The organism is Pseudoselenomonas ruminantium (assembly GCF_900142515.1).
Classification (GTDB): domain Bacteria; phylum Bacillota; class Negativicutes; order Selenomonadales; family Selenomonadaceae; genus Selenomonas_A; species Selenomonas_A ruminantium_D.
In genome coordinates this window covers 20,257-40,245 of the sequence record NZ_FRBC01000019.1, presented here as the reverse complement: position 1 = coordinate 40,245, position 19,989 = coordinate 20,257, and the positions used below count along the sequence as shown (strand labels likewise).

13 protein-coding genes are annotated in these 19,989 nt (G+C 51.8%); 5 read left to right on the top strand and 8 right to left on the bottom strand.

Features of this window, described 5'->3' with window-relative positions:
- Positions 1-6 precede the first annotated feature (6 nt).
- Positions 7-3,015: a formate dehydrogenase-N subunit alpha gene (gene fdnG, locus BUB68_RS09965; protein ID WP_073090819.1), complete on the bottom strand. Its 3,009-nt coding sequence runs from the start codon at positions 3,013-3,015 to the stop codon at positions 7-9.
- 154 nt (positions 3,016-3,169) lie between these two features.
- Positions 3,170-3,952: a formate dehydrogenase accessory sulfurtransferase FdhD gene (locus BUB68_RS09960; RefSeq protein WP_073090817.1), complete on the bottom strand. Its 783-nt coding sequence runs from the start codon at positions 3,950-3,952 to the stop codon at positions 3,170-3,172.
- Positions 3,953-4,287: 335 nt separating this feature from the next.
- Here BUB68_RS09960 and BUB68_RS09955 point away from each other — a divergent pair, with 335 nt between their 5' ends.
- Genes BUB68_RS09955 through narI form a run of 4 tightly spaced genes read left to right on the top strand, consistent with a single transcriptional unit; the run spans position 4,288 to position 10,571 of the window.
- Positions 4,288-7,965 (top strand): nitrate reductase subunit alpha, encoded by a 3,678-nt coding sequence (locus BUB68_RS09955; protein WP_073090814.1) that lies wholly within the window; start codon positions 4,288-4,290, stop codon positions 7,963-7,965.
- The gene (narH, locus tag BUB68_RS09950) at positions 7,955-9,373 is read left to right on the top strand and encodes a nitrate reductase subunit beta (protein ID WP_073090812.1); all 1,419 of its coding nucleotides are present in this window, start codon (positions 7,955-7,957) and stop codon (positions 9,371-9,373) included. Before BUB68_RS09955 ends, narH begins: the two co-directional genes overlap by 11 nt.
- Complete coding sequence (gene narJ / locus BUB68_RS09945; RefSeq protein ID WP_073090810.1) at positions 9,373-9,909, top strand: nitrate reductase molybdenum cofactor assembly chaperone; 537 nt, start codon at positions 9,373-9,375, stop codon at positions 9,907-9,909. Before narH ends, narJ begins: the two co-directional genes overlap by 1 nt.
- A complete protein-coding gene (gene narI, locus BUB68_RS09940; RefSeq protein WP_073090807.1) occupies positions 9,906-10,571 on the top strand; it encodes a respiratory nitrate reductase subunit gamma in 666 nt (221 codons plus the stop codon). The genes narJ and narI overlap by 4 nt, the downstream gene beginning before the upstream one ends.
- Before the next feature lie 80 nt (positions 10,572-10,651).
- Here the strand turns inward: narI and BUB68_RS09935 are convergent, their stop codons facing one another.
- Both BUB68_RS09935 and BUB68_RS09930 read right to left on the bottom strand, forming a co-directional pair.
- The gene (locus BUB68_RS09935; RefSeq protein WP_073090804.1) at positions 10,652-12,748 is read right to left on the bottom strand and encodes a methyl-accepting chemotaxis protein; all 2,097 of its coding nucleotides are present in this window, start codon (positions 12,746-12,748) and stop codon (positions 10,652-10,654) included.
- 108 nt (positions 12,749-12,856) lie between these two features.
- Complete coding sequence (locus tag BUB68_RS09930; RefSeq protein WP_073090801.1) at positions 12,857-13,531, bottom strand: Crp/Fnr family transcriptional regulator; 675 nt, start codon at positions 13,529-13,531, stop codon at positions 12,857-12,859.
- 177 nt (positions 13,532-13,708) lie between these two features.
- Here BUB68_RS09930 and BUB68_RS09925 point away from each other — a divergent pair, with 177 nt between their 5' ends.
- Positions 13,709-15,052 carry an MFS transporter gene (locus BUB68_RS09925; RefSeq protein WP_073090798.1) on the top strand — a complete coding sequence of 448 codons (1,344 nt, stop codon included), beginning with the start codon at positions 13,709-13,711 and terminating at the stop codon, positions 15,050-15,052.
- A 65-nt stretch (positions 15,053-15,117) separates the two neighbouring features.
- Here BUB68_RS09925 and BUB68_RS09920 read toward each other — a convergent pair whose 3' ends face one another.
- From BUB68_RS09920 to pflA, 4 genes are all read right to left on the bottom strand, one after another.
- A complete protein-coding gene (locus BUB68_RS09920) occupies positions 15,118-16,149 on the bottom strand; it encodes an aspartate-semialdehyde dehydrogenase (RefSeq protein WP_073090795.1) in 1,032 nt (343 codons plus the stop codon).
- Positions 16,150-16,190: 41 nt separating this feature from the next.
- On the bottom strand, positions 16,191-16,985 hold the full coding sequence (gene dapB, locus BUB68_RS09915; RefSeq protein ID WP_073090792.1) for a 4-hydroxy-tetrahydrodipicolinate reductase: 795 nt from the start codon (positions 16,983-16,985) through the stop codon (positions 16,191-16,193).
- 86 nt (positions 16,986-17,071) lie between these two features.
- A complete protein-coding gene (recG, locus tag BUB68_RS09910) occupies positions 17,072-19,138 on the bottom strand; it encodes an ATP-dependent DNA helicase RecG (RefSeq protein WP_073090789.1) in 2,067 nt (688 codons plus the stop codon).
- Between the two features lie 116 nt (positions 19,139-19,254).
- Positions 19,255-19,989 (bottom strand): pyruvate formate-lyase-activating protein, encoded by a 735-nt coding sequence (gene pflA, locus BUB68_RS09905; protein ID WP_073090786.1) that lies wholly within the window; start codon positions 19,987-19,989, stop codon positions 19,255-19,257.

Genomic DNA, 19,989 nt, shown 5'->3' with positions numbered 1-19,989 from the left:
TTCTCCTCATGCCTTGGTGATATTGACCAGACAGGCTTTGAATTCCTGTTCCTGCACATTGGGGTCAAGGGCATCAATGGTCAGATAGTTGGTGGAAGGGCCCTTGGAAAGTCCCTTGAAGCCCCAGCTATAGGGCATCCAGACCATATGTGTCTCCTCGCCGTTGATGGTCAGCGGCTGGGCACGGTCGGTGACCATGGCCTTGACCGTGACTTCGCTGCGGGCCGAGCTGACCTTGACCTTATCACCGATCTTGACGCCTAATTTATCGGCTAACTTGTGGCTCATTTCCACAAACGGTTCTTTGACCAGTTCATTGAGCCACGGGATATTGCGCGTGACCGTACCGGAGCACCAATGCTCGGCAATGCCGGAACTGCAGAGCACATAAGGGAATTCATCCTTCGTACCGATGCGCTGTTTTTCCGGCAGGCGCGGATAGACCACACAGGGGTTGAACTGCGCGCGTGTATCCTCATGCAGGGCATTCTTCGTGGGGCTTTCCACCGGCTCATAGAATTCCGGCAACGGGCCATCCACCGGCGTATAGGAATGGTCACGCGTCATGCCGTCTGGGTTGAGGTCACTGTATTCGGCGGCAAAAAGACGGCCATAGCCTTCACCGGTCATGCGGAAGGGCTTGTTGCCATCCGGCGTGCCCGGTGCGGCGCTGCGATTGCCCACATCAGGCACATCATAGCCATCCCATCGGCCCTTGGCTGCATCCCACCAGACAATCTTATGGTCGGGATCCACAGGCTGGCCGTTCTCATCGCAGGAAGCACGGTTATAGAGCAGATGGATATTATCGGGCCACGTCCAGCCGAAATTCGGATAGATGCCAAGGCCTCCCTCGTCTTCCTGCCCACGACGCTGTGCCTTGTGCTCGCCATCGCCATAGACACCGGCATAGATCCACATGCCGGAACTTGTCGTGCCATCGTCCTTGAGCTGGCCGATACCGGTCACCAGCTTGCCCGTGGTCAGGTCGTAACCATTGATTTCCTTGAGGATATCTTCCACGGTCTGATCATCGGAATAGTTCCAGGTCATACGCTTGATGATTTCATCCTTCGGATCGGTAGAATCCTGGTAAAGCTCGCGAATCTTGCGCCACAGGAGATTGTTGATCTCGTAGTCCGGCTTGGAATCGCCCAAAGGCTTCGGCCCTTCCATGCGCCACTGGATCATGCGCATGGAGTTGGTGATCGTGCCGCGACGTTCCAGATAAGAGCAGGCCGGCAGGAAGATGACCTCGGTCTTTATATCGGCCGGATTATCGCCGGGACGGTTCCAGAATTCCGCCGTTTCGTTGACGAAGATATCCTGCGCAATCACCGTGTCCATCTTGCAGAGGCCATCGTGCACCATGCCGGCGTTGGCATTGGTCACATGGGGGTTCTGGCCGCAGAGATAGAGGCATTTGACCGTACCGCGATAAGCATCCTCGAACAGGCCGTAGATGGAATCGTTATGGCTGCTGTTGCGCACACCAATCAGGTTGAAGCCATAGTCATTTTCCGGAGTGGCATAATCGCCGAACCACGCCTTGAGCATATTCTTGAGCCATTTGGCGCGGAATGTCCCCGAAGCCTTCGTCCATTTTTCCAGCGTATTGGTCTTTTCCGTCGGGAAGGAGAGATAGCCCGGGAAATACTGGAACATGATGCCAAAGTCCGTGGAAGCCTGCACATTGGGCTGGCCGCGCATGGCATCGATGCCACCGCCTGGCACGCCAATATTGCCGCGCAGAAGCTGCAAGATCGTAAAGCAACGGATATTTTCCACGCCCACGGTATGCTGCGTCATGCCCAGCGCATACATCATGACCGTCGGCGAATGCTCACAGAAAATCTGGGCCGCCAGCTCGATATCTTCCTTGCTCATGCCCGTGATGCCGGACACCTTATCGAGCGTATAACGGGAGAAATGCTCCTTCATACGACTCATGACCGTGTTCGGCGCAAAGAGATCATTGGCCTTCTGCGGCTTGCCGTCAGGCCCCAGGGCATAGCCCCAGGTCTCCATGTTGTATTTGTGTTTTTCTGCATCATAGCCGGAGAAAATGCCATCCTCAAACTGATAATCGTCCCGCAAAATGCAATAAGCATTGGTATTGCGGCGGATATAGGATTCATCATACTTCTTGTGCTCAATGATATGGCTGATGATATAGCCCAAAAAAGCAATATCTGTGCCAGGACGCAGCTGGAAGAAGTGGTCGGCAATCTTGGAGGTTCTCGTATAGCGCACATCCACATGCACGATCTTCGCCCCGTTATTCTTGGCCTTCATGACATTCTTGAGGCCCATGGGATGACATTCGGCGATATTAGAACCCTCAATCCAGATGAGCTTGGCATGCTTGAGGTCGCCCCAATGGTTGGTCATGGCACCACGGCCAAAGGCAGCGTTCATGGCCGGCGGCGTCGTGGCATGACAGACGCGCGTCTGGTTGTCGATATAGGTCACGCCGAGAGCGCGGGCCATCTTGATATTCTGATAGCACTCCTCGTTGTTGATCTGGGAACCACCGATGAAGCCCAGAGCGTCTGTGCGGTGCACATCCACCGTCTCGCCGCCAATGACTTCTGTCTGCTTCCAGTTCTCGTCGCGTGCCTTCTTCATGGCCCTAGCCGCCTTATCGATGGCCTCATCCCAGCTGATTTCCTCCCAATGGTCACTGCCCGGTGCACGGTACAACGGTTTGGTCGCACGCTGGTCAGAATTGGGGATCTGTCCATAGCCCAGCCCTTTGGAGCAAAGGGCGCCGCGGTTCACAGGATTGTCGCTGGCTCCTTCGAGGTTGATGAGCTTATCGTCCTTCACATAGCCAATCACCCCACAGCCGCAGGCGCAGAAATGGCAGATGGAGGTAAACTCCCGGGCCCCCTTGAGCCTAAATTCCTTGGCAGCAGCCTTCACGCGGGGCATATCCAGCCCCAAACTTGCCAGGGCCACCCCCACACCGGTAAGCCCCGTGGCTTTCAAGAAGTCGCGTCTGCTTAAATCCATCAAAATTTCCTCCTTCATGGTAATCATTGCTTATTTATCAAAATCATAGGATCTTTATACAGCCTATTATTCGCAAAACTAATCATTGTTACATAGCTATATAAAAATAATTTATGATTTTATGTAAAAAAAGTATCGGAAAAGGATAATTTTTTTAATCTACTCTCTCCGGGTGGGTATAAACTGAAAACCCATCCTTTGTCAGTCTGGCCATCAAAGTAATGCCAAGTTTCTCTGCTAATTCCAGGGAAAGTGTCGTAGGTACAGACTTGGCCAGCACCATCCTGCAGCCCATCCGCCAGAGTTTCAGCACCATTTCCGTGGAACAGCGGCCGCTGAAAACTATGGCCTTATCCAGCAAAGATATCTCATTGCGGATTGCCCAGCCGCAAAGCTTGTCAAAAACATTATGCCGGCCAATATCCTCCCGAAAAACGAGTATCCTGTCGGCAGCGGGATCATAGATCACACCACTGTGTACCCCATTGGTACGCTCGTGCGTAGCTGCCAACTCACCTAAAAGCGTATTGGCTGTCTGCAGCATCTTCATGGCCTTTACACGCAAATCATCCGGCATGACAGGCTTCTGCTGCCAAGCTCGCAATCTGGACAAGCTGTAATAACGAGGGTCAGCCAGGCTATGAACAACCCGTGCCTGCGCTAAATCGGTGGTTTCCAATCGGGCTGTGCCATGAAAGATCCCCCAACGGCTGATGTCAGCTTTCCGTTGCAAAACTCCTTTCTGTGCCAGCCAACCGACAACCAGATCCAGCTGATCTCCTGGCGAGCAAAGGATTTCCGCAACCGACTCACCATTCAGCTCAATCCGCAACACCTGTTCAACAGATGTCGCCTTGCTATCCTCCAGCCATCTCCCCTTTCCTGCTGCATAACGCCGGACAGGCATAAATTCACATTCTTCCCAGCGCGGCTCCATCAGTACCCCTCCCTGTAACATTATTCGCAAGATTGCGCCTATTATCTCATTATTTCTTATTCATATCGATGATTTATGTCACAGGACAAAACAATAATCATCTGACAACGCCATATTAACAAAAATTATTCCCTATGGCAAGATTGCCATTTATGCCTAAAAATGTCTATTATAATCAAAATTTATTCATAAACTTAATGATATTTATACCGTATTTCACTTTTGTTTTGTATCAAAATATCCAGGAGTGATGTTTGTCACATGAAAGAAAATAACAATCCGATAAAATAATAACCATTATATCGTGTTATTAAATTTTGGGGAGGGATGTTAACGTGAGCAATATCTTTCAGAAGTTCAAATATCTTATTCCGAAAGAGCATTCTGGCGATGGACATCAACAACTGAGCGAAGGCGGCCGTGAGTGGGAGAATACCTACCGCGACCGCTGGTCTTTTGACAAGTGTGTGCACTCCACCCACGGTGTGAACTGCACAGGTTCCTGCAGCTGGAATATTTATGTAAAGAATGGTCTGGTGGCCTGGGAAAATCAAATCCACGATTATCCGGAAACAGCGCCGGATATGCCGGATTTTGAACCGCGTGGCTGCCCTCGTGGCGCTTCGTTTTCCTGGTATCTCTACAGTCCCCACCGCATCAAGTATCCATACCTGCGCAGTGAGCTGGCCGAGCTTTGGCGGGAAGCGAAGAAAAATCACAAGACGGTGCTCGAAGCATGGCAAAGTATCGCCAATGATCCGGCCAAGATGAAAAAGTACAAGGAAGTTCGTGGGCTCGGCGGTTTTGTGCGTTCCAGCTGGGAAGAAGCCTCCGAAATCGTAGCGGCTTCCATGATCCATGCTGCCGTAAAATATGGCCCGGACCGAAATTTCGGCTTCTCCGTGATTCCGGCAAAATCCATGCTGTCCTATGCCGGCGGCCTGCGCTTCATGCAGCTGATGGGCGGTGCTGGCCTGTCCTTCTACGACTGGTATGCGGATCTGCCGCCCGCCAGCCCGCAGGTCTGGGGCGATCAGACCGATGTGCCGGAGTCTTCGGACTGGTATAATGCCGGTTATATCATCACCTGGGGTTCCAACGTGCCCCTGACGCGCACACCGGATGCTCATTTCTTAGTGGAAGCCCGCTACAAGGGAACCAAAGTCGTTTCCATCGCCCCGGACTATGCCGAATCCACGACCGTTGCCGATACATGGATTCCCTTGAAAGTCGGCAGTGATGCGGCGATGGCTATGGCCATGGGGCATGTCATCCTCAATGAATATTATTGGGGCGAACCGGCAGAGTTCTTTGTAGAATACACGCGCAAGTATACGGACTTCCCCTTCCTCGTGCGTCTGGAAGAAAAGGACGGCAAGTATCAGGCAACCCGCTTCCTGAATGGTCAGGATATGGGCCGCAAGGATAAGCATGCCGATTTCAAGCACTATGTGATTGATGAAAAGACAGGCAAGCTTGTCGTGCCTAATGGCACCATGGGTGATCGTTGGGACCGCAAGGAAAAATGGAACCTCAAAGAAGAAAACAGCGATAATGGCAATGCCATTACGCCGCAGCTCTCCGTCCTAGGTTCCATGGATAAAGTAGTGGAAATCCAGCTGCCCTATTTCGGCAATGAACGGGAAAAACGGCTGCTGAGCAGAGCGGTTCCCGCTAAGAGCATCAAAACCGCCAAGGGTGAAGTCCTGGTAACCACCGTCTATGATTTGACGCTGGCCAACTATGCCATCGACCGGGGAATTGGCGGCGAAACAGCTACCTCTTATGAGGATGATGTTCCCTATACGCCGAAATGGCAGGAAAAATACACGGGCGTACCTATGGAAACGGTTATCCATACGGCCAGAGAATTTGCCGATAACAGCCTCAAGACCAAGGGCCGTACCATGGTCATCATGGGCGGCGGCATCAATCACTGGTTCCATGCCGATGTGGTCTACCGCACCATCCTGAACCTGCTCCTCTTTGTCGGCGCCGAAGGCCGCAATGGCGGCGGCTGGGCTCATTATGTCGGTCAGGAGAAGCTGCGTCCGGCAGAAGGCTGGCAGCGCATCATGACAGGCCTTGACTGGAAGAAACCGCCCCGCCTGCAGAACAGCACATCATTCTATTACTTTGCCACCGACCAGTGGCGCAGTGAGGAAGTCGACATAGCTGACCTCACAGCCGCAGGCCAAAAGCCCCGTTACCGCCATGCCGGTGACTACAACGTGCTGGCGGCCCGCATGGGCTGGCTTCCCTCCTACCCCACCTTCAACAAGGGCGGCCAGCAGCTCCATGACGAGGCCAAAGCCGCCGGCATGGATGTGAAAAAGTATATCGTCAACAGCCTCAAGGACAAGAGCCTGCAATTTGCCGTGGAAGATCCGGATAATCCGGCCAACTTCCCACGCAATCTCTTTATCTGGCGCAACAATCTGATTGGTTCATCGGCCAAAGGCCACGAATTCTTCCTGAAGTATCTTTTGGGCACGAAAAACGGCCTGTTCGCCGAAGAAGAATGCCCTCAGCGTCCTGCGGAAATCAAATGGCGCGAAGACGAGGAACTCCATCGGCCGGACGGTGCCGCAAACGGCAAACTGGATCTGCTGATTGACCTCGACTTCCGCATGGCCAGCTCTGCCCTCTATGCCGATGTGGTACTGCCCACGGCCACCTGGTATGAGAAGGATGATTTGTCCTCCACGGATATGCACCCCTTCGTACATCCTTTCCAGGCCGCAGTCGATCCTCTTTGGGAGGCCAAAACCGACTGGGAAATCTTCAAGACCTTAGCGAAAAAGGTTTCGGAAGTGGCTAAGGAAGCCAATGTCAAACCTTACCATGATGTAGTGGCCATGCCTATCCAGCATGACAGCGAAGGCGAAACAGCACAGGCCGAAGGCCGCATCCGCGACTGGAGCAAGGGAGAATGTGACCCCATCCCCGGCAAGACCATGCCGAACCTCATTGAAACGGAACTGGATTTCACCAAGGTCTACGAAAAGTGGATTGCCCTTGGCCCCGGCGTATCGGAAAAGATGGGCAGCCTGACCATGAGTTGGGATTCTTCTGCGGAATACACAGAAATCGGGCAGCGCAATGGCACGATCCAGAACAAGGATTATATCTCCTATGGCATGCCTTCCATTGAAGATGCCAAACAGGCCGCTGATGCGGTATTGGGCCTTTCCACGACCACCAACGGCAAAGTCGCCGTCAAGGCCTGGAAATCCCTGGAAAAGGAAACCGGCCTTGATGACCTCACAAAGCTGGCCAAGGACCGCGAAGATGAACGCTTTACCTTTGAACAGGTTGCCGTGCAGCCAAGGGAAACCATCACCTCCCCGACCTTTACGGGCAGCAATCAGGGCCGGCGCTATACGCCGTTCACCACGAGCGTAGAAGAACTTGTCCCCTTCCGTACCATCACGGGGCGCCAGTCCTTCTTCCTCGACCATGAGATGATCCATGAGATGGGTGAATCCATGGCTACTTATAAGCCTATCCTCGATTATCTGCCCATCAAGAATAAATTGGGCGGCACGAAGGAAATCACCCTGAAGTATCTGACGCCCCATAACAAATGGAGCACCCATTCCATGTACTTTGACAGCCAGCAGCTGCTGACGCTTTTCCGTGGCGGCCAGACCGTCTGGTTCAATGAAAAGGATGCCGCTGAAATCGGCGTCAAGGACAACGACTGGGTGGAACTCTACAACCATAATGGCGTGGTGACGTCAAGAGCCGTGGTCTCCCCGCGCCTGCCCCGCGGCGTGGTCTATATGCACCATGCCCAGGACCGTCATATCAACGTACCGGGCAGCAAGATTTCCGGAACCCGCGGCGGCACACACAATACGCCGACGCGCATCCATATGAAGCCCACCCATATGATCGGGGGCTATGGACAATTAAGCTATGGATTCAATTATTATGGCCCCACAGGCAACCAGCGGGATATGTATGTGGTGGCCCGCAAGCTGGAGGAGGTAGATTGGCTTGAAGATTAAAGCACAGATTTCCATGGTCATGAATCTGGACAAGTGCATTGGCTGTCATACATGCTCCATCACTTGCAAGAATGTCTGGACCAACCGCCCTGGTGCGGAATACATGTACTTCAACAATGTGGAGACAAAACCCGGCATCGGCTACCCCAAGCAATGGGAAAATCAGGAAAAATGGAAAGGCGGCTGGGAACTCAAGAACGGCCATCTGCAGCTTCGTTCTGGCAATAAGGTTGAACGGCTTGCCAAGCTCTTCTACCATCCCGACCAGCCAGAAATGGATGATTATTACGAGCCCTGGACCTATGATTATGAAACCCTGATCACCTCCCAGCGCAAGAATCATCAGCCCATTGCCCGTCCCCGCTCCCTGATTACCCAAAAACGCATGGAAATCAAATGGGGCCCGAACTGGGAAGACGATCTGGCTGCAGGCGAAAGCGCCCGACAGGATTACAATTTCAAGAATATCGCCGAAGATATCACGTTAGAATTCCATGACCTCTTCATGAAGTACCTGCCGCGCACCTGCAATCATTGCCTGAATCCCGCCTGCGTGGCTGCGTGCCCGTCCGGTGCCATCTACAAGCGGGATGAAGACGGCGTGGTTCTGGTCTCTCAGGACGGCTGCCGCGGCTGGCGTCACTGCATTCCGGCCTGCCCCTATAAGAAGGTATATTTCAACTGGAAGACCAATAAGGCCGAGAAGTGCATCTTCTGCTTCCCGCGCCTCGAAAACGGCCTGCCGACCGTCTGTGCCGACACCTGTGTAGGACGCCTGCGCTATATGGGCGTACTGCTCTATGATATGGATAAAGTCAAAGATGCGGCGTCAACGCCGGATAAAGGTGAAATCTATCACAGCATGCTGGATATCATCCAGGACCCCCATGATCCGGAGGTCATCAAGGCGGCGAAAGCAGCTGGCATTCCTGCCAACTGGCTCAAGGCAGCCCAGGAGTCCCCGGTCTATAGGCTAATCAAGGATTGGCAGGTGGCTCTGCCCCTGCATGCAGAATACCGCACCCTGCCCATGGTCTGGTATGTACCGCCGCTCTCCCCTATCACCCGACGGGCGGAAGCGGATGTCTACCTGCCGAACATACAGGAAATGCGTATTCCCCTCTCCTATATTGCCGAGCTCTTTGCCGCAGGCAATGTGACCGTGGTGGAGAACGTATTGCAACGGCTCCTGGATATGCGCATGGTCATGCGCACAAAGGACACCGGCGAAAAACTCACCCGCCAGCTGGAATATGACGTAGAGACCTATGAAGCCATGTACCGCCTGATGGGCATTGCCAAGTATAAAGACCGCTTCAACATCCCTGCGGGCTTGCAGGAACAGGCGGAAGATAAACTGCGGGAACTGCAAGGCTCCTGCGGCTATAACTGTCCAGGGGGGTGCTGATGATGACCCAGGCAACAGAATATCCGAAAACGCTGTCGTTGGTGGCCCATCTCTTTGCCTATCCCCATGATGAGTGGTGGGACAATCTTCCTTACTGCCGTAAGACAGCAGACAGCCTTGCTAACCCACAGAACAGGCAGATCATCCTGGACACTTTGGACTATATCGAAGTCATGGGGCATAAAGAATACGAAGAACTCTATGTCCGCACCTTCGAGTTTTCCAATAACACCAATCTTTATCTGACCATGCATGACCGCACGGACTTCGGCAAGCAGGCCCGGGAAATGCTGGAATTCAAGAATCTCTTTTTGGATAACGGCTATGACCTGAACAAGGAACTGCCCGATTTCCTTCCTGCTCTGCTGGAACTGGCTGCTCATCTGCCTGCTGCAGAGGCATGCAAGGTACTGGCCAGAATGCAGCCTAAGGTTGAACTGCTACGCCAGCGGTTTGTTGAGGCAAGACTTGCCCATACTTTCCTGCTGGATGTAATCTTGACGGAAACAGATGAAATGGAGGGAGCAACCGCATGAATGAATTTTTGTATGGAGTGCTGCCCTATATCGCCCTGACAATTTTCGTGGGCGGCACCATGATGCGCTACACCATCTACGAACGCAACTGGACGACAAAATCCAGTGAATTTCTCTCCAAACGCGACCTGAAATGGGCGAACCCTATTTTCCACATCGGCCTGCTGATGGCCCTTGGCGGCCACTGCGTCGGCATCCTTGTGCCAAAGTTCGTGACCGAGGCAGCAGGCACGGATGAGCATATGTATCATCTTATAAGCCTCGCAGGCGGCCTGCCGGCAGCGGTACTCTTCCTCGGCGGTTTCCTGTGGCTCTGCCAGCGGCGTTTTGCCGGCAATGACCGCATGAAGGTGAATACCAGCGGCATAGACAAGCTGCTTTATCTCGTACTGCTGCTGACTATCGTCTCTGGTACGATTGGTACGGTCAGCAATATTCCCGGCGGCTTTGATTACCGCGAAACCATATCCCCCTGGTTTCGCTCACTGCTTATGCTGCAGCCGGATGTGAGCCTGATGGAAAACGTCCCCCTCGTTTTCCAAGTCCATATGCTGACATGGATGCTGACCGCTATCTTGTTCCCCTTTACCCGGTTGGTACATTGCCTGAGTTTCCCCTTGGAATACCTGCTCAGGAGCAATATCATCTACCGTAAAAAATAATATTCGTTCTTACCAAAAAGAAAGAACCTGTGTTATCCCGCCATCATGGCAAGATAACACAGGTTCTCTTTTTGTGCGAATCACTGCTTCAATTTGAAATGTTTGACCGCTTCAAGCAAACTCTCCGCAATGGAGGATTGCTGCTGACTGATCGTATCGACATCTTTCACGGACTCCGATACATTGCTGACCGAACCGGAAATCTCCACAGAGAGTGCCGCAGTCTCTTCAGCAGAATTGGCAATCTGAAGCATGGCCTTGCTGACCTGCTCCATCGTATCATTGACATTCCGGCTGGTTTCCGCGATTTTCTGCGAAACCGTCCGGAAAACTTCGGCATCAGCTCCATACTGTTCAGCAATGCCGACGAATTCATCATATTGAGGAGCTACCGTATCGTTCAAGAAGCCCAGGATTGCCTTGGCATCATCGGAAAGGCTGGCAAAAGCTTCCTGTACAGAGTGGATATTCTGCTGGATTTCCTCCACCGTATCAGCTGTCTCCTTGGCCAGCTTGCCCACTTCCATAGCCACGACCGTAAAGCCTCGTCCAGACTCACCGGCTCTGGCCGCTTCAATAGAGGCATTCAGGGAGAGCAGATTGATTTGCTCGGCGATACCGGAAATTGCTGCCGCCATCGTGCCGATTTGTTCTACAGTCCTTGCCTTGTCAATCGAGGCAGCAAGGTTAGCGCTGAATTCCTTGGCCAGCTTTTCTGCTGAGCGGCTGGCTTCAACAGAGTTTCTCTCTACCTGTTCTGCTCTGAGACGGACATCCTCCGCCTGCTTGAGCCCATTGGCAGCTTCATTCGACAACAGGTTTACCGCCGAGGCAACATCTTCCACAGAAGCATTGACTTCCTCTGTGGCGGAACTGGCGTTCATCATGGCATCGCTGATGTACGTCATCTTGTGCTGGATCTCATCTATCCCCTTCGTCAGCTTCTCTGCTGATACCTCCAAAGTCCTGCTGGAGGTATTCATATTGCTCGAATGGTCAGAAATAGCATGGAGTACTTTTTTCGTCTGCCGGAACATACGATTGATGGCATCGCCCAGACGGCCGATTTCGTCATTGGATTGGATCACGGCCTCCGAACGGGCATAATTGCCCTCTGCCAAGTCTTCTGCAAACTTCTGGTCTATGCCGATGCGTTCTGCAAAATTGGAAACCGTACGATAAGCCATCAACATAAGCAGGAAAAGTACCAGCACCGCAATTCCCGCCAACATCATAATCAGATGATTGGCATCCGCATACAGCTCAGACCGGGGAATGATAACACCGAAATGCCAGTTAAGATCAGGTACCGTCTGGTAATAGACAAACATTTCTTCGCCATGTTCGTCCTCAAACTGAGTCTTCCCTTCCTGTGAAGAAACCATCTGCTTCATCGCTGCCGCAAAAGAAGCATTTTCATCCTGTATGGCATTGGTCTCGCCATTGAGTTTTTCCTGGCTTACACCGGCAATATAAGTCCCGTCTGGCGCGGTCAGTATTGCGTATCCCTTTCCGCCAATCGTAATCCCACTGACCATCTCTGCAATTGAAGCCAAGGAAATGTCAACTGTCACATTACCGATAAACTTTCCATCTTTACCGCTCGTGTAAAGCGGAGACGTATACGTAACCATCATGACCTTGGCTGATGGATCATAGTACGGCAGTTCCGTCATCGCTGCCTCGCCATGATGTGCTGCTTTACCCATTTTATACCAGTCAGTAGGCAGGTAATCACCGCTTTCGGCCACATAGTCATAGGAAACCTTGAACGTACCATTTTCCCGGAAAATGAATGGGCAGACATATTTCGTATTCGGCGTATGGGCAAAAGGTTCAAACCATACCCCGCCGCCGTTGGCCATCTCTTCATTTTTCAGACCGTCTGCCATCTCCTTAGCCAGTTCCTCCTGGTTTTTCTTCAAACAGTCGGTCTCTATGTTCCCTGCCAAATTCTCGCAAACCATCCTCATGCGCGTTAGCCGTTCATGAATATCCAAGGCGTTTGCCTTGATGGTCTGATACGTGCTCTGCTCCGTCAGATTGGCAATACTGTCATAGCTGCTGTATCCCACCAGGACTGTGAGGACAGTAAGACCAATGATGATTGGAGGAAGCAGGGAAAGACACATCTTGAGTTTTACGCTGTGAAATGTTCCGGTAAATTCATTCGACATAAATCCCACTCCTCGTTGTCTTCAGTTTAAATATTTCTACAAAATATTTCTACGAAAAAGTGAAACTTCCTGCTGTATTTTCATAATTTTATGATTTCATATTTTTATCTATTCAATGTTACATACCTCACGACCACAATTTTCACATTGTATGGCCTCTTTTAGATAATCTATGTCCTTGATGAAAATAAGATGGCCTCTATATTCGATGACATCTGCTTTCTTCAGTTCTCCCAACATGCGATTAAGACTTTCCCGGGCAGTAGCCGAATAATTAGCCAGCTCCTGATTGGTCAAAGGGACAGAAATCAGGATACCGTCATCCATCTCCTTGCCATAGCTGTTTGCCAGCCGGATCAATGTGGAATAGAGTGCCCCCTTCTTGCCATAAAGCAATAGATCCCGAAATTTTGTATGCTGTTTACGCATATGCGCGCTGATGATCTGCAGGATATTCACAGCCAGATGCGGCCGCTTTTCCAAATAATCCTGCAAGGTGGGAAACTCAATCGCATAAACCTCTGCTGCACTTTGCGCAATCGCATTGAAGATATAGGTAGGATTTTCTTCATACAAGGGCAATTCCCCTATTATGCTGCTGCGTGCAGCCAACCTCAGGGAGAGAACCCGCCCGCTGGAAGCATATTTTGTGATAAAGATCTGTCCCGTCCGCACAATATAAAAATACTTTGCCGGATCGCCCTCGCGGAATAGATATTCACCATCATGCAGCATAATCACCTTGCCAGGAATCTCATACAACTGACGAACCAATGTTTCCATGACCTTATTACCTCTCTTATTATCTGTATACTCCCCTTAGCATACTAAAAATTCCCTTCTGTAACTGTGAGAATTGTTACAGGTTCAGTAAGCTTTGTTACTTACATATTGATAATTTTCAATTATACTTAATACAGATCAATAATACTGTGCTAACAAAGGACTGGTGATTAACAAATGTCAACAGCTAAAGACTTCTCTATCTTAAGCGAAAATCCTTCTCGACGAGAGATATTGCAGAACTGGAACCCGGAAAACGCCGATTTTTGGCAGCAATATGGCAAGAAAATTGCCAATCAGAATCTAGCGGTTTCCACCTGGGCTTTGGTATTATCCTTCGTGGTCTGGACACTCTGGGCCACCATTGCAGCCAAGCTCAATACCGTTGGCTTCCACTTCAGTGATGAGCAGATCTTCACCCTGGCAGCTCTTCCCGGACTGGTTGGTGCCACAGGACGTCTCTTCTACACGTATCTGCCGGGAATCTTAGGCGGCAAGACCTCCACCTTCATCACTACAGCCTTGCTGCTGCTGCCAATCATCGGCTTAGGCCATGCACTTCAGGATACCTCCACTTCCTACGATACGTTTGTTTTGCTGGTCGCCTTTATCGGTATTGCCGGAGCGAACTTCTCGGCCTCCATGGCCAATATCGGCTTCTTCTTTCCCAAAGCCAATAAAGGCCTGGCACTAGGCATCAATGCAGGGGTCGGCAACCTGGGCGTATCTCTTATCTATCTGACCGCGCCTCTGCTCCTGGGCTGGAACTTGTCCGCGCTCTTTGGAGATGGTCTCGTAAACAGCAATGGCAGTATGGTCTATCTGCAAAATGTCTGCTATTTCTGGGCGATTCCCACGGTGATCACCCTGGCACTGATCTGGCTGTTTATGGATAATCTGCCCTTGCCAAAGCAGAACCCCAAAAGTATCCTGTCCATCTTCGGGAATAAACACACCTGGCTGATGTGTTGGATCTACACTTGCGGCTTTGGCTCCTTCATTGGTTTTTCAGCCGCACTCGGCCTGCTGGTTGCGAAAGAATTCCCTGAAGTATCTTTTTCCATGGCAGCCTTCCTGGGCCCCTTTATCGGCGCAGGTGTACGTCCTATCGGGGGCTGGCTGGCTGACAAGATGAATAGTGGCTCACGTGTCACCCTGCTTTCTCTCTTTGTCATGTTAGCAGCCAGTCTTGTGACGCTTATGGGCATCCAGGCACATAATTTCGTCATGTTCTTCGCTTCCTTCCTGCTATTATTCCTGACCACAGGATTCATCAATGGAGCCTCTTTCCGCATGATTCCCTATATTTTCAACAATCCATTCCACGCTTCGCTGGTTACAGGCTTTACCGCCGCGATTGCCGCTTATGGGGCCTTCCTCATTCCTAAGATCTTTGGCTGGGCCTACGCCAGCTACCAAAGTGTTGCTCCTGCATTCTATATCTTGATTGCATTCACTGCCATCACCATCCTGATTACCTGGTATTTTTATGACCGCAAGAATTCTGGTCAGCATTGCTGACACTTCCATGAAAAAACAGCCATCCTTTTATAAGGATGGCTGTTTTCATATTCAAGGATTACCAATCACACCATATCATGTTCAATCATGTATTCGGCAATCTGCAGGGCGTTGAGTGCTGCCCCCTTGCGGATCTGGTCACCGCAGATCCACATGTTGAGGCCATTCTCGATGGAATAGTCCTTGCGCAGACGGCCCACAGCTACATCATTCTTGCCGGAGGTTTCCAGCGGCTGCGGATAAAGCTGTTCATCCGGATTGTCCACAACTTCTACGCCCGGGAATGCTTCGAGTGCCTTGCGGGCAGCTTCGAGGCTGACTTCATCAGCGAATTCCACATTGACGGATTCCGCATGGCTGCGGTATACCGGTACGCGGATCGTCGTAGCTGTGATGCGCATATCGTCATCACTCATGATCTTCTTGGTTTCATCGATCATCTTCATTTCCTCTTTGGTATAAAGATTCTCTTTGAAGACGTCGATCTGCGGCAGCAGGTTGAAGGCAATCTGATAATGTTTCTTGAGTGCGGCACCCGGCAGGATATTGGCCGTAACAGGCTTGCCCGCTACGATATCGGCCACCTGCTGTTCAAGTTCTGCCATTGCTTCTTTGCCGCCGCCAGATACTGCCTGATAGGTGGAAACGACCACACGCTTTATCTTGGAAATATCATAGAGCGGCTTCAAGGCCATTACCATGATAATCGTCGAGCAGTTCGGATTGGCAATGATTCCCTTGTGCTGGGCGATGGCTTCCGGGTTGACTTCAGGAACAACCAGAGGAACTTCCGGGTCCATACGGAACGTGCTGGAGTTGTCGATGACCACGGCACCAGCCTTTACAGCTGCCGGCGCAAATTCCTTGCTGGCGCTGCCGCCTGCGAACAGGGCGATATCCACATCCTTGAAGGAATCCACCGTAGCTTCCTCTACCGTGTATTCCTTGCCCATGAACTGGATTTTCTTGCCAGCGCTGCGCTTGGAAGCCAGCATCTTCAAATCAGCAAAGGGGAAATTGCGTTCCTCGATAAGGTTCAGGAATTCCTGACCAACGGCACCCGTTGCCCCCAAGATTGCCACATTATACTTTTTCATTAGCCTTCATCCTTTCGCTGCTTATGCCTTTTTTGTGTTATTTAAAACTCCAGGAGTTTATCCAAACCGACAGTCAAGCCCTTGAGATTGCGAACCTTCTGTGCTGCGAGCACAACACCGGGCATGAAGGATTCCCGGTTCAGGGAATCATGACGGATCGTAAGTGTCTGCCCCAGACCGCCGAAGATGACTTCCTGATGTGCCACATAGCCCGGCAGGCGTACGCTATGGATATGCATGCCCTCGAAGTCTGCGCCACGGGCACCTGCGATCTTTTCCTTTTCCTCCGGATGACCCTGCTTATGTGCCGCCCGCACCTCAGCAATCATCGCTGCCGTCTGCACAGCCGTGCCTGAGGGAGCATCCAGTTTATTGTCATGATGGAGTTCAATGATCTCCACCTCAGGCATGTATTTGGCTGCCTGTTTGGCCATAACCATCATCAGGACCGCACCGATGGCAAAATTCGGCGCAATGAAAGCCGGCGTGCCGTTTTCCTCTGCCAGATTGCGGATTTCTGCCTTCTGTTCTTCGCTAAGCCCTGTCGTGCCTACCACCGGACTGACCTTTGCCTTGAGTGCTGTCATCACATTGCCAAAAACCACATCCGGGCGAGTGAAGTCAATCATGACTTCCGGCTTGAGCCGTTCCAACGCTGCGGTGAGATCCGTTTCCACCGTCACATTGCTTTTCGGCAAACCGACCAATTCGCCACAGTCAGCCCCACCGTGAATATCCACAGCGCCAACCAGCTGCAAATCCTCTGCCTCCTGCACAGCTTTCAATACAGCCTGCCCCATACGGCCACAGGCACCATTCACCAATACTGTTACCAAGATACACGCCTCCTATGCATGTTTAAGCTGAAAATATTGTATACTATGTCTACGTGTTATGTCAAGATGTTCTTGACAAAAATACATCAAATGTCCGTGATATTTTCAAACTGCTCTTTATACTGCAGTGCCAGGATGGGCAGGATGTCCTGCCGTTCCTCGCGGCTCGCCACGGTTTCCTGCGCTGCCTGCCGGGCTTTCAGAAGGATATCCATATCCCCCAGCACATCCGCCACCTTCAAATCAGGCAGGCCATGCTGCATGGAGCCAAAGAACTGCCCCGGGCCCCGCAGTCTTAAATCTTCTTCGGCCAGCTTGAACCCATCACTGGTTTCTGCCATGATCTTGAGCCGTTCCCGGGCGTTTTCCGTCTTCATCTCCGATACGAGGATGCAATAGGACTTATACTGCCCGCGGCCAATGCGTCCCCGCAGCTGATGCAGCTGTGCCAGACCAAAACGTTCCGCATGCTCCACTACCATGATGCTGGCATTAGGGACGTTGACACCCACTTCGATTACCGTAGTGGATACCAAAAGTTTTATCTTGTCCTCGTAGAAGTCCTGCATCACCTGTTCCTTGTCTGCCGCCTTCATCTTGCCATGGACAAGACCGCAGGGCATATCCCGGAAGATTCCGTAGCGCAGTTCATCATAAACTTCCTCCGCTGAGGGTAAATCACTTTCCTCATTCATCTCAATCAGGGGACAGACCACATAGGCCTGCCGTCCGGCCGCGAGTTGCTGATGAACATAATCGTATATGAGTTCCCGCCGGTCCGGCTTCCTGACAAAAGTGCGGATGGGCTGGCGTCCCGGCGGCAGTTGCTGGATCAGGGATACATCCAGATCGCCATAAACAGTCAGGGTCATCGTACGCGGAATCGGCGTCGCTGTCATGACCAATACATCCGGCAGTAAATGTCCCTTCTTCTCCAGCTCCGCCCGCTGGGCAATGCCGAAACGATGCTGCTCGTCGGTCACCACAAGGCCGAGTTTGGCAAATGACACGCCCTCCTGTATCAATGCATGGGTCCCGATTACGATATCAACCTCCTGCGCCACAATCCGCGCATACATTTCCTCTCGCTTCTTTTTCGTGAGTCTCCCCGAAAGAAAGCCGATGCGAATCCCCAACGGTTCCAGTTGGCGGAGGAAACCTTCATAATGCTGGCTGGCCAGGATTTCCGTCGGAGCCATCAATGCACCCTGATAGCCGTTTTCTACCGTTTTGACCAGTGCCAGCATAGCAATGACCGTCTTACCCGAGCCTACATCGCCCTGCACCAGCCGCCGCATAGGCAACGGACTTTCCATATCCCGCTGGATTTCCTGCCAGGTACGCGCCTGGTCATCCGTCAGCCGAAACGGCAAGGCGCCCCTGACCTTGGCAACCAGCTCACTGCTAAGCAGATGCCGGATGCCCTTGCTGTTTTCCCGCGCCTGTCGTTTGAGCAGCAACAGACCGCATTGGATCAGATAGAGTTCTTCAAAGGCCAAGTGCTTCCGGGCCGCCTGCAATGCCGTGAAATCTGCGGGAAAATGCATATCCTGCAGCGCCTGTTGCCGCGTCAGCAATCCATAAGCTCTCATCACCCGCTGGGGAATCAGATCATGGATAGCCAGCTCCTCTTCGAACAATCCGACAATGACCTTGCGGAAGAATTTCTGATTGAGCTTCTCCGTCGCCGGGTAAACCGGCACGATTCCCGTCCGGCTGGCTGGTTCTGCTTCTTCATCCAGGATCTCAAAGCTATGCAGCTGGCTCATGGCAAACTGCCCCCGCCCGCCATAGGCATAGGCAGCTTTGCCGGTCGCAAATACCTTTCTGCCCACTTTCAGCTTGTTTTTCAGATATTTCTGGTTGAACCACGTAACCTGCAGGATCCCAGTGCCGTCACCAATCAAGGCTGTCAATATTGTCATTCCCCTGCGCCCGCCCTGCCGTTCGGAAACATTCGTGATTGTTCCCCCTACGGTAGCGGTTTCTCCGGCTTGCAGATCCGCTATTTTCGTCAGCACACTCTGATCTTCATACGTACGGGGAAAATACGTCAGCAAATCGTACACCGTATGTAATCCCAGTCGCTTGAGCTCCGCTGTTTTTTTCGGGCCCACGCCCTTCACATATTGTATCGAATCCGTCAGTTGCAAATAATCACATCCAAAATTCTTTTCACATAGTATTCCCTTACTATTATAGACGTCTGCCTCTGTCACCGCAAATAAAACAAAGCTGCCCCATAATGAGACAGCTTCGCTTCATTTCCTCAGTTTTCTGTAGCGGCCAGCCTTATCCCAGCCTGACGCAGGGACTGACGGAAAGCATCCACCTCACCCTTAGCTGGTTCAGGTACATCTTGCAACGTATAATCCCAGCCGAGTTCATCCCACTTGGCAATGCCCATGGTATGATAGGGCAAGACTTCCAATTCCACAGTCTGCGGCAAAGCACGCACGATACCAATCAGAGCGGACAGACTATCCTTGCCATCTGTATAGCCAGGAATCAGCACATAGCGTAAAGTCACCGGCTTGCGGGCCGCAATCAGCCGCAGATTCCCCAGGATATCCTGCAATCCTGCCTTGGTCAAAGCCTGATAGCTGCCCTCCGTACTGCCTTTCAGCGAAAACAGTACCCGATCAACGTGCGGCAGCACCTGCATGATGGCCTCTTTGCTGGCCAGACCGCAGGTATCAATGGCCGTATGCAGCCCCCGGGCCTTGGCCCTGCCCAGCAGATCAGCCACGAACTCCGGCTGCAGAAGCGGCTCTCCACCAGAAATGGTGATACCGCCCCCTGAAGAATCGTAGAATTGGCGATAATCCTCCACATCCTGCAATACTTCCTCCGCCGTAATCAACTGCTGTCCTTTCGCCCAGGTGTCAGGATTATGACAAAATGCGCAGCCCATCTGACAGCCGGCCAGAAACAGCACATAACGGATTCCCGGGCCATCCACCGTGCCAAAGCTCAGTTTAGAATGATAAAATCCCTTTACCAT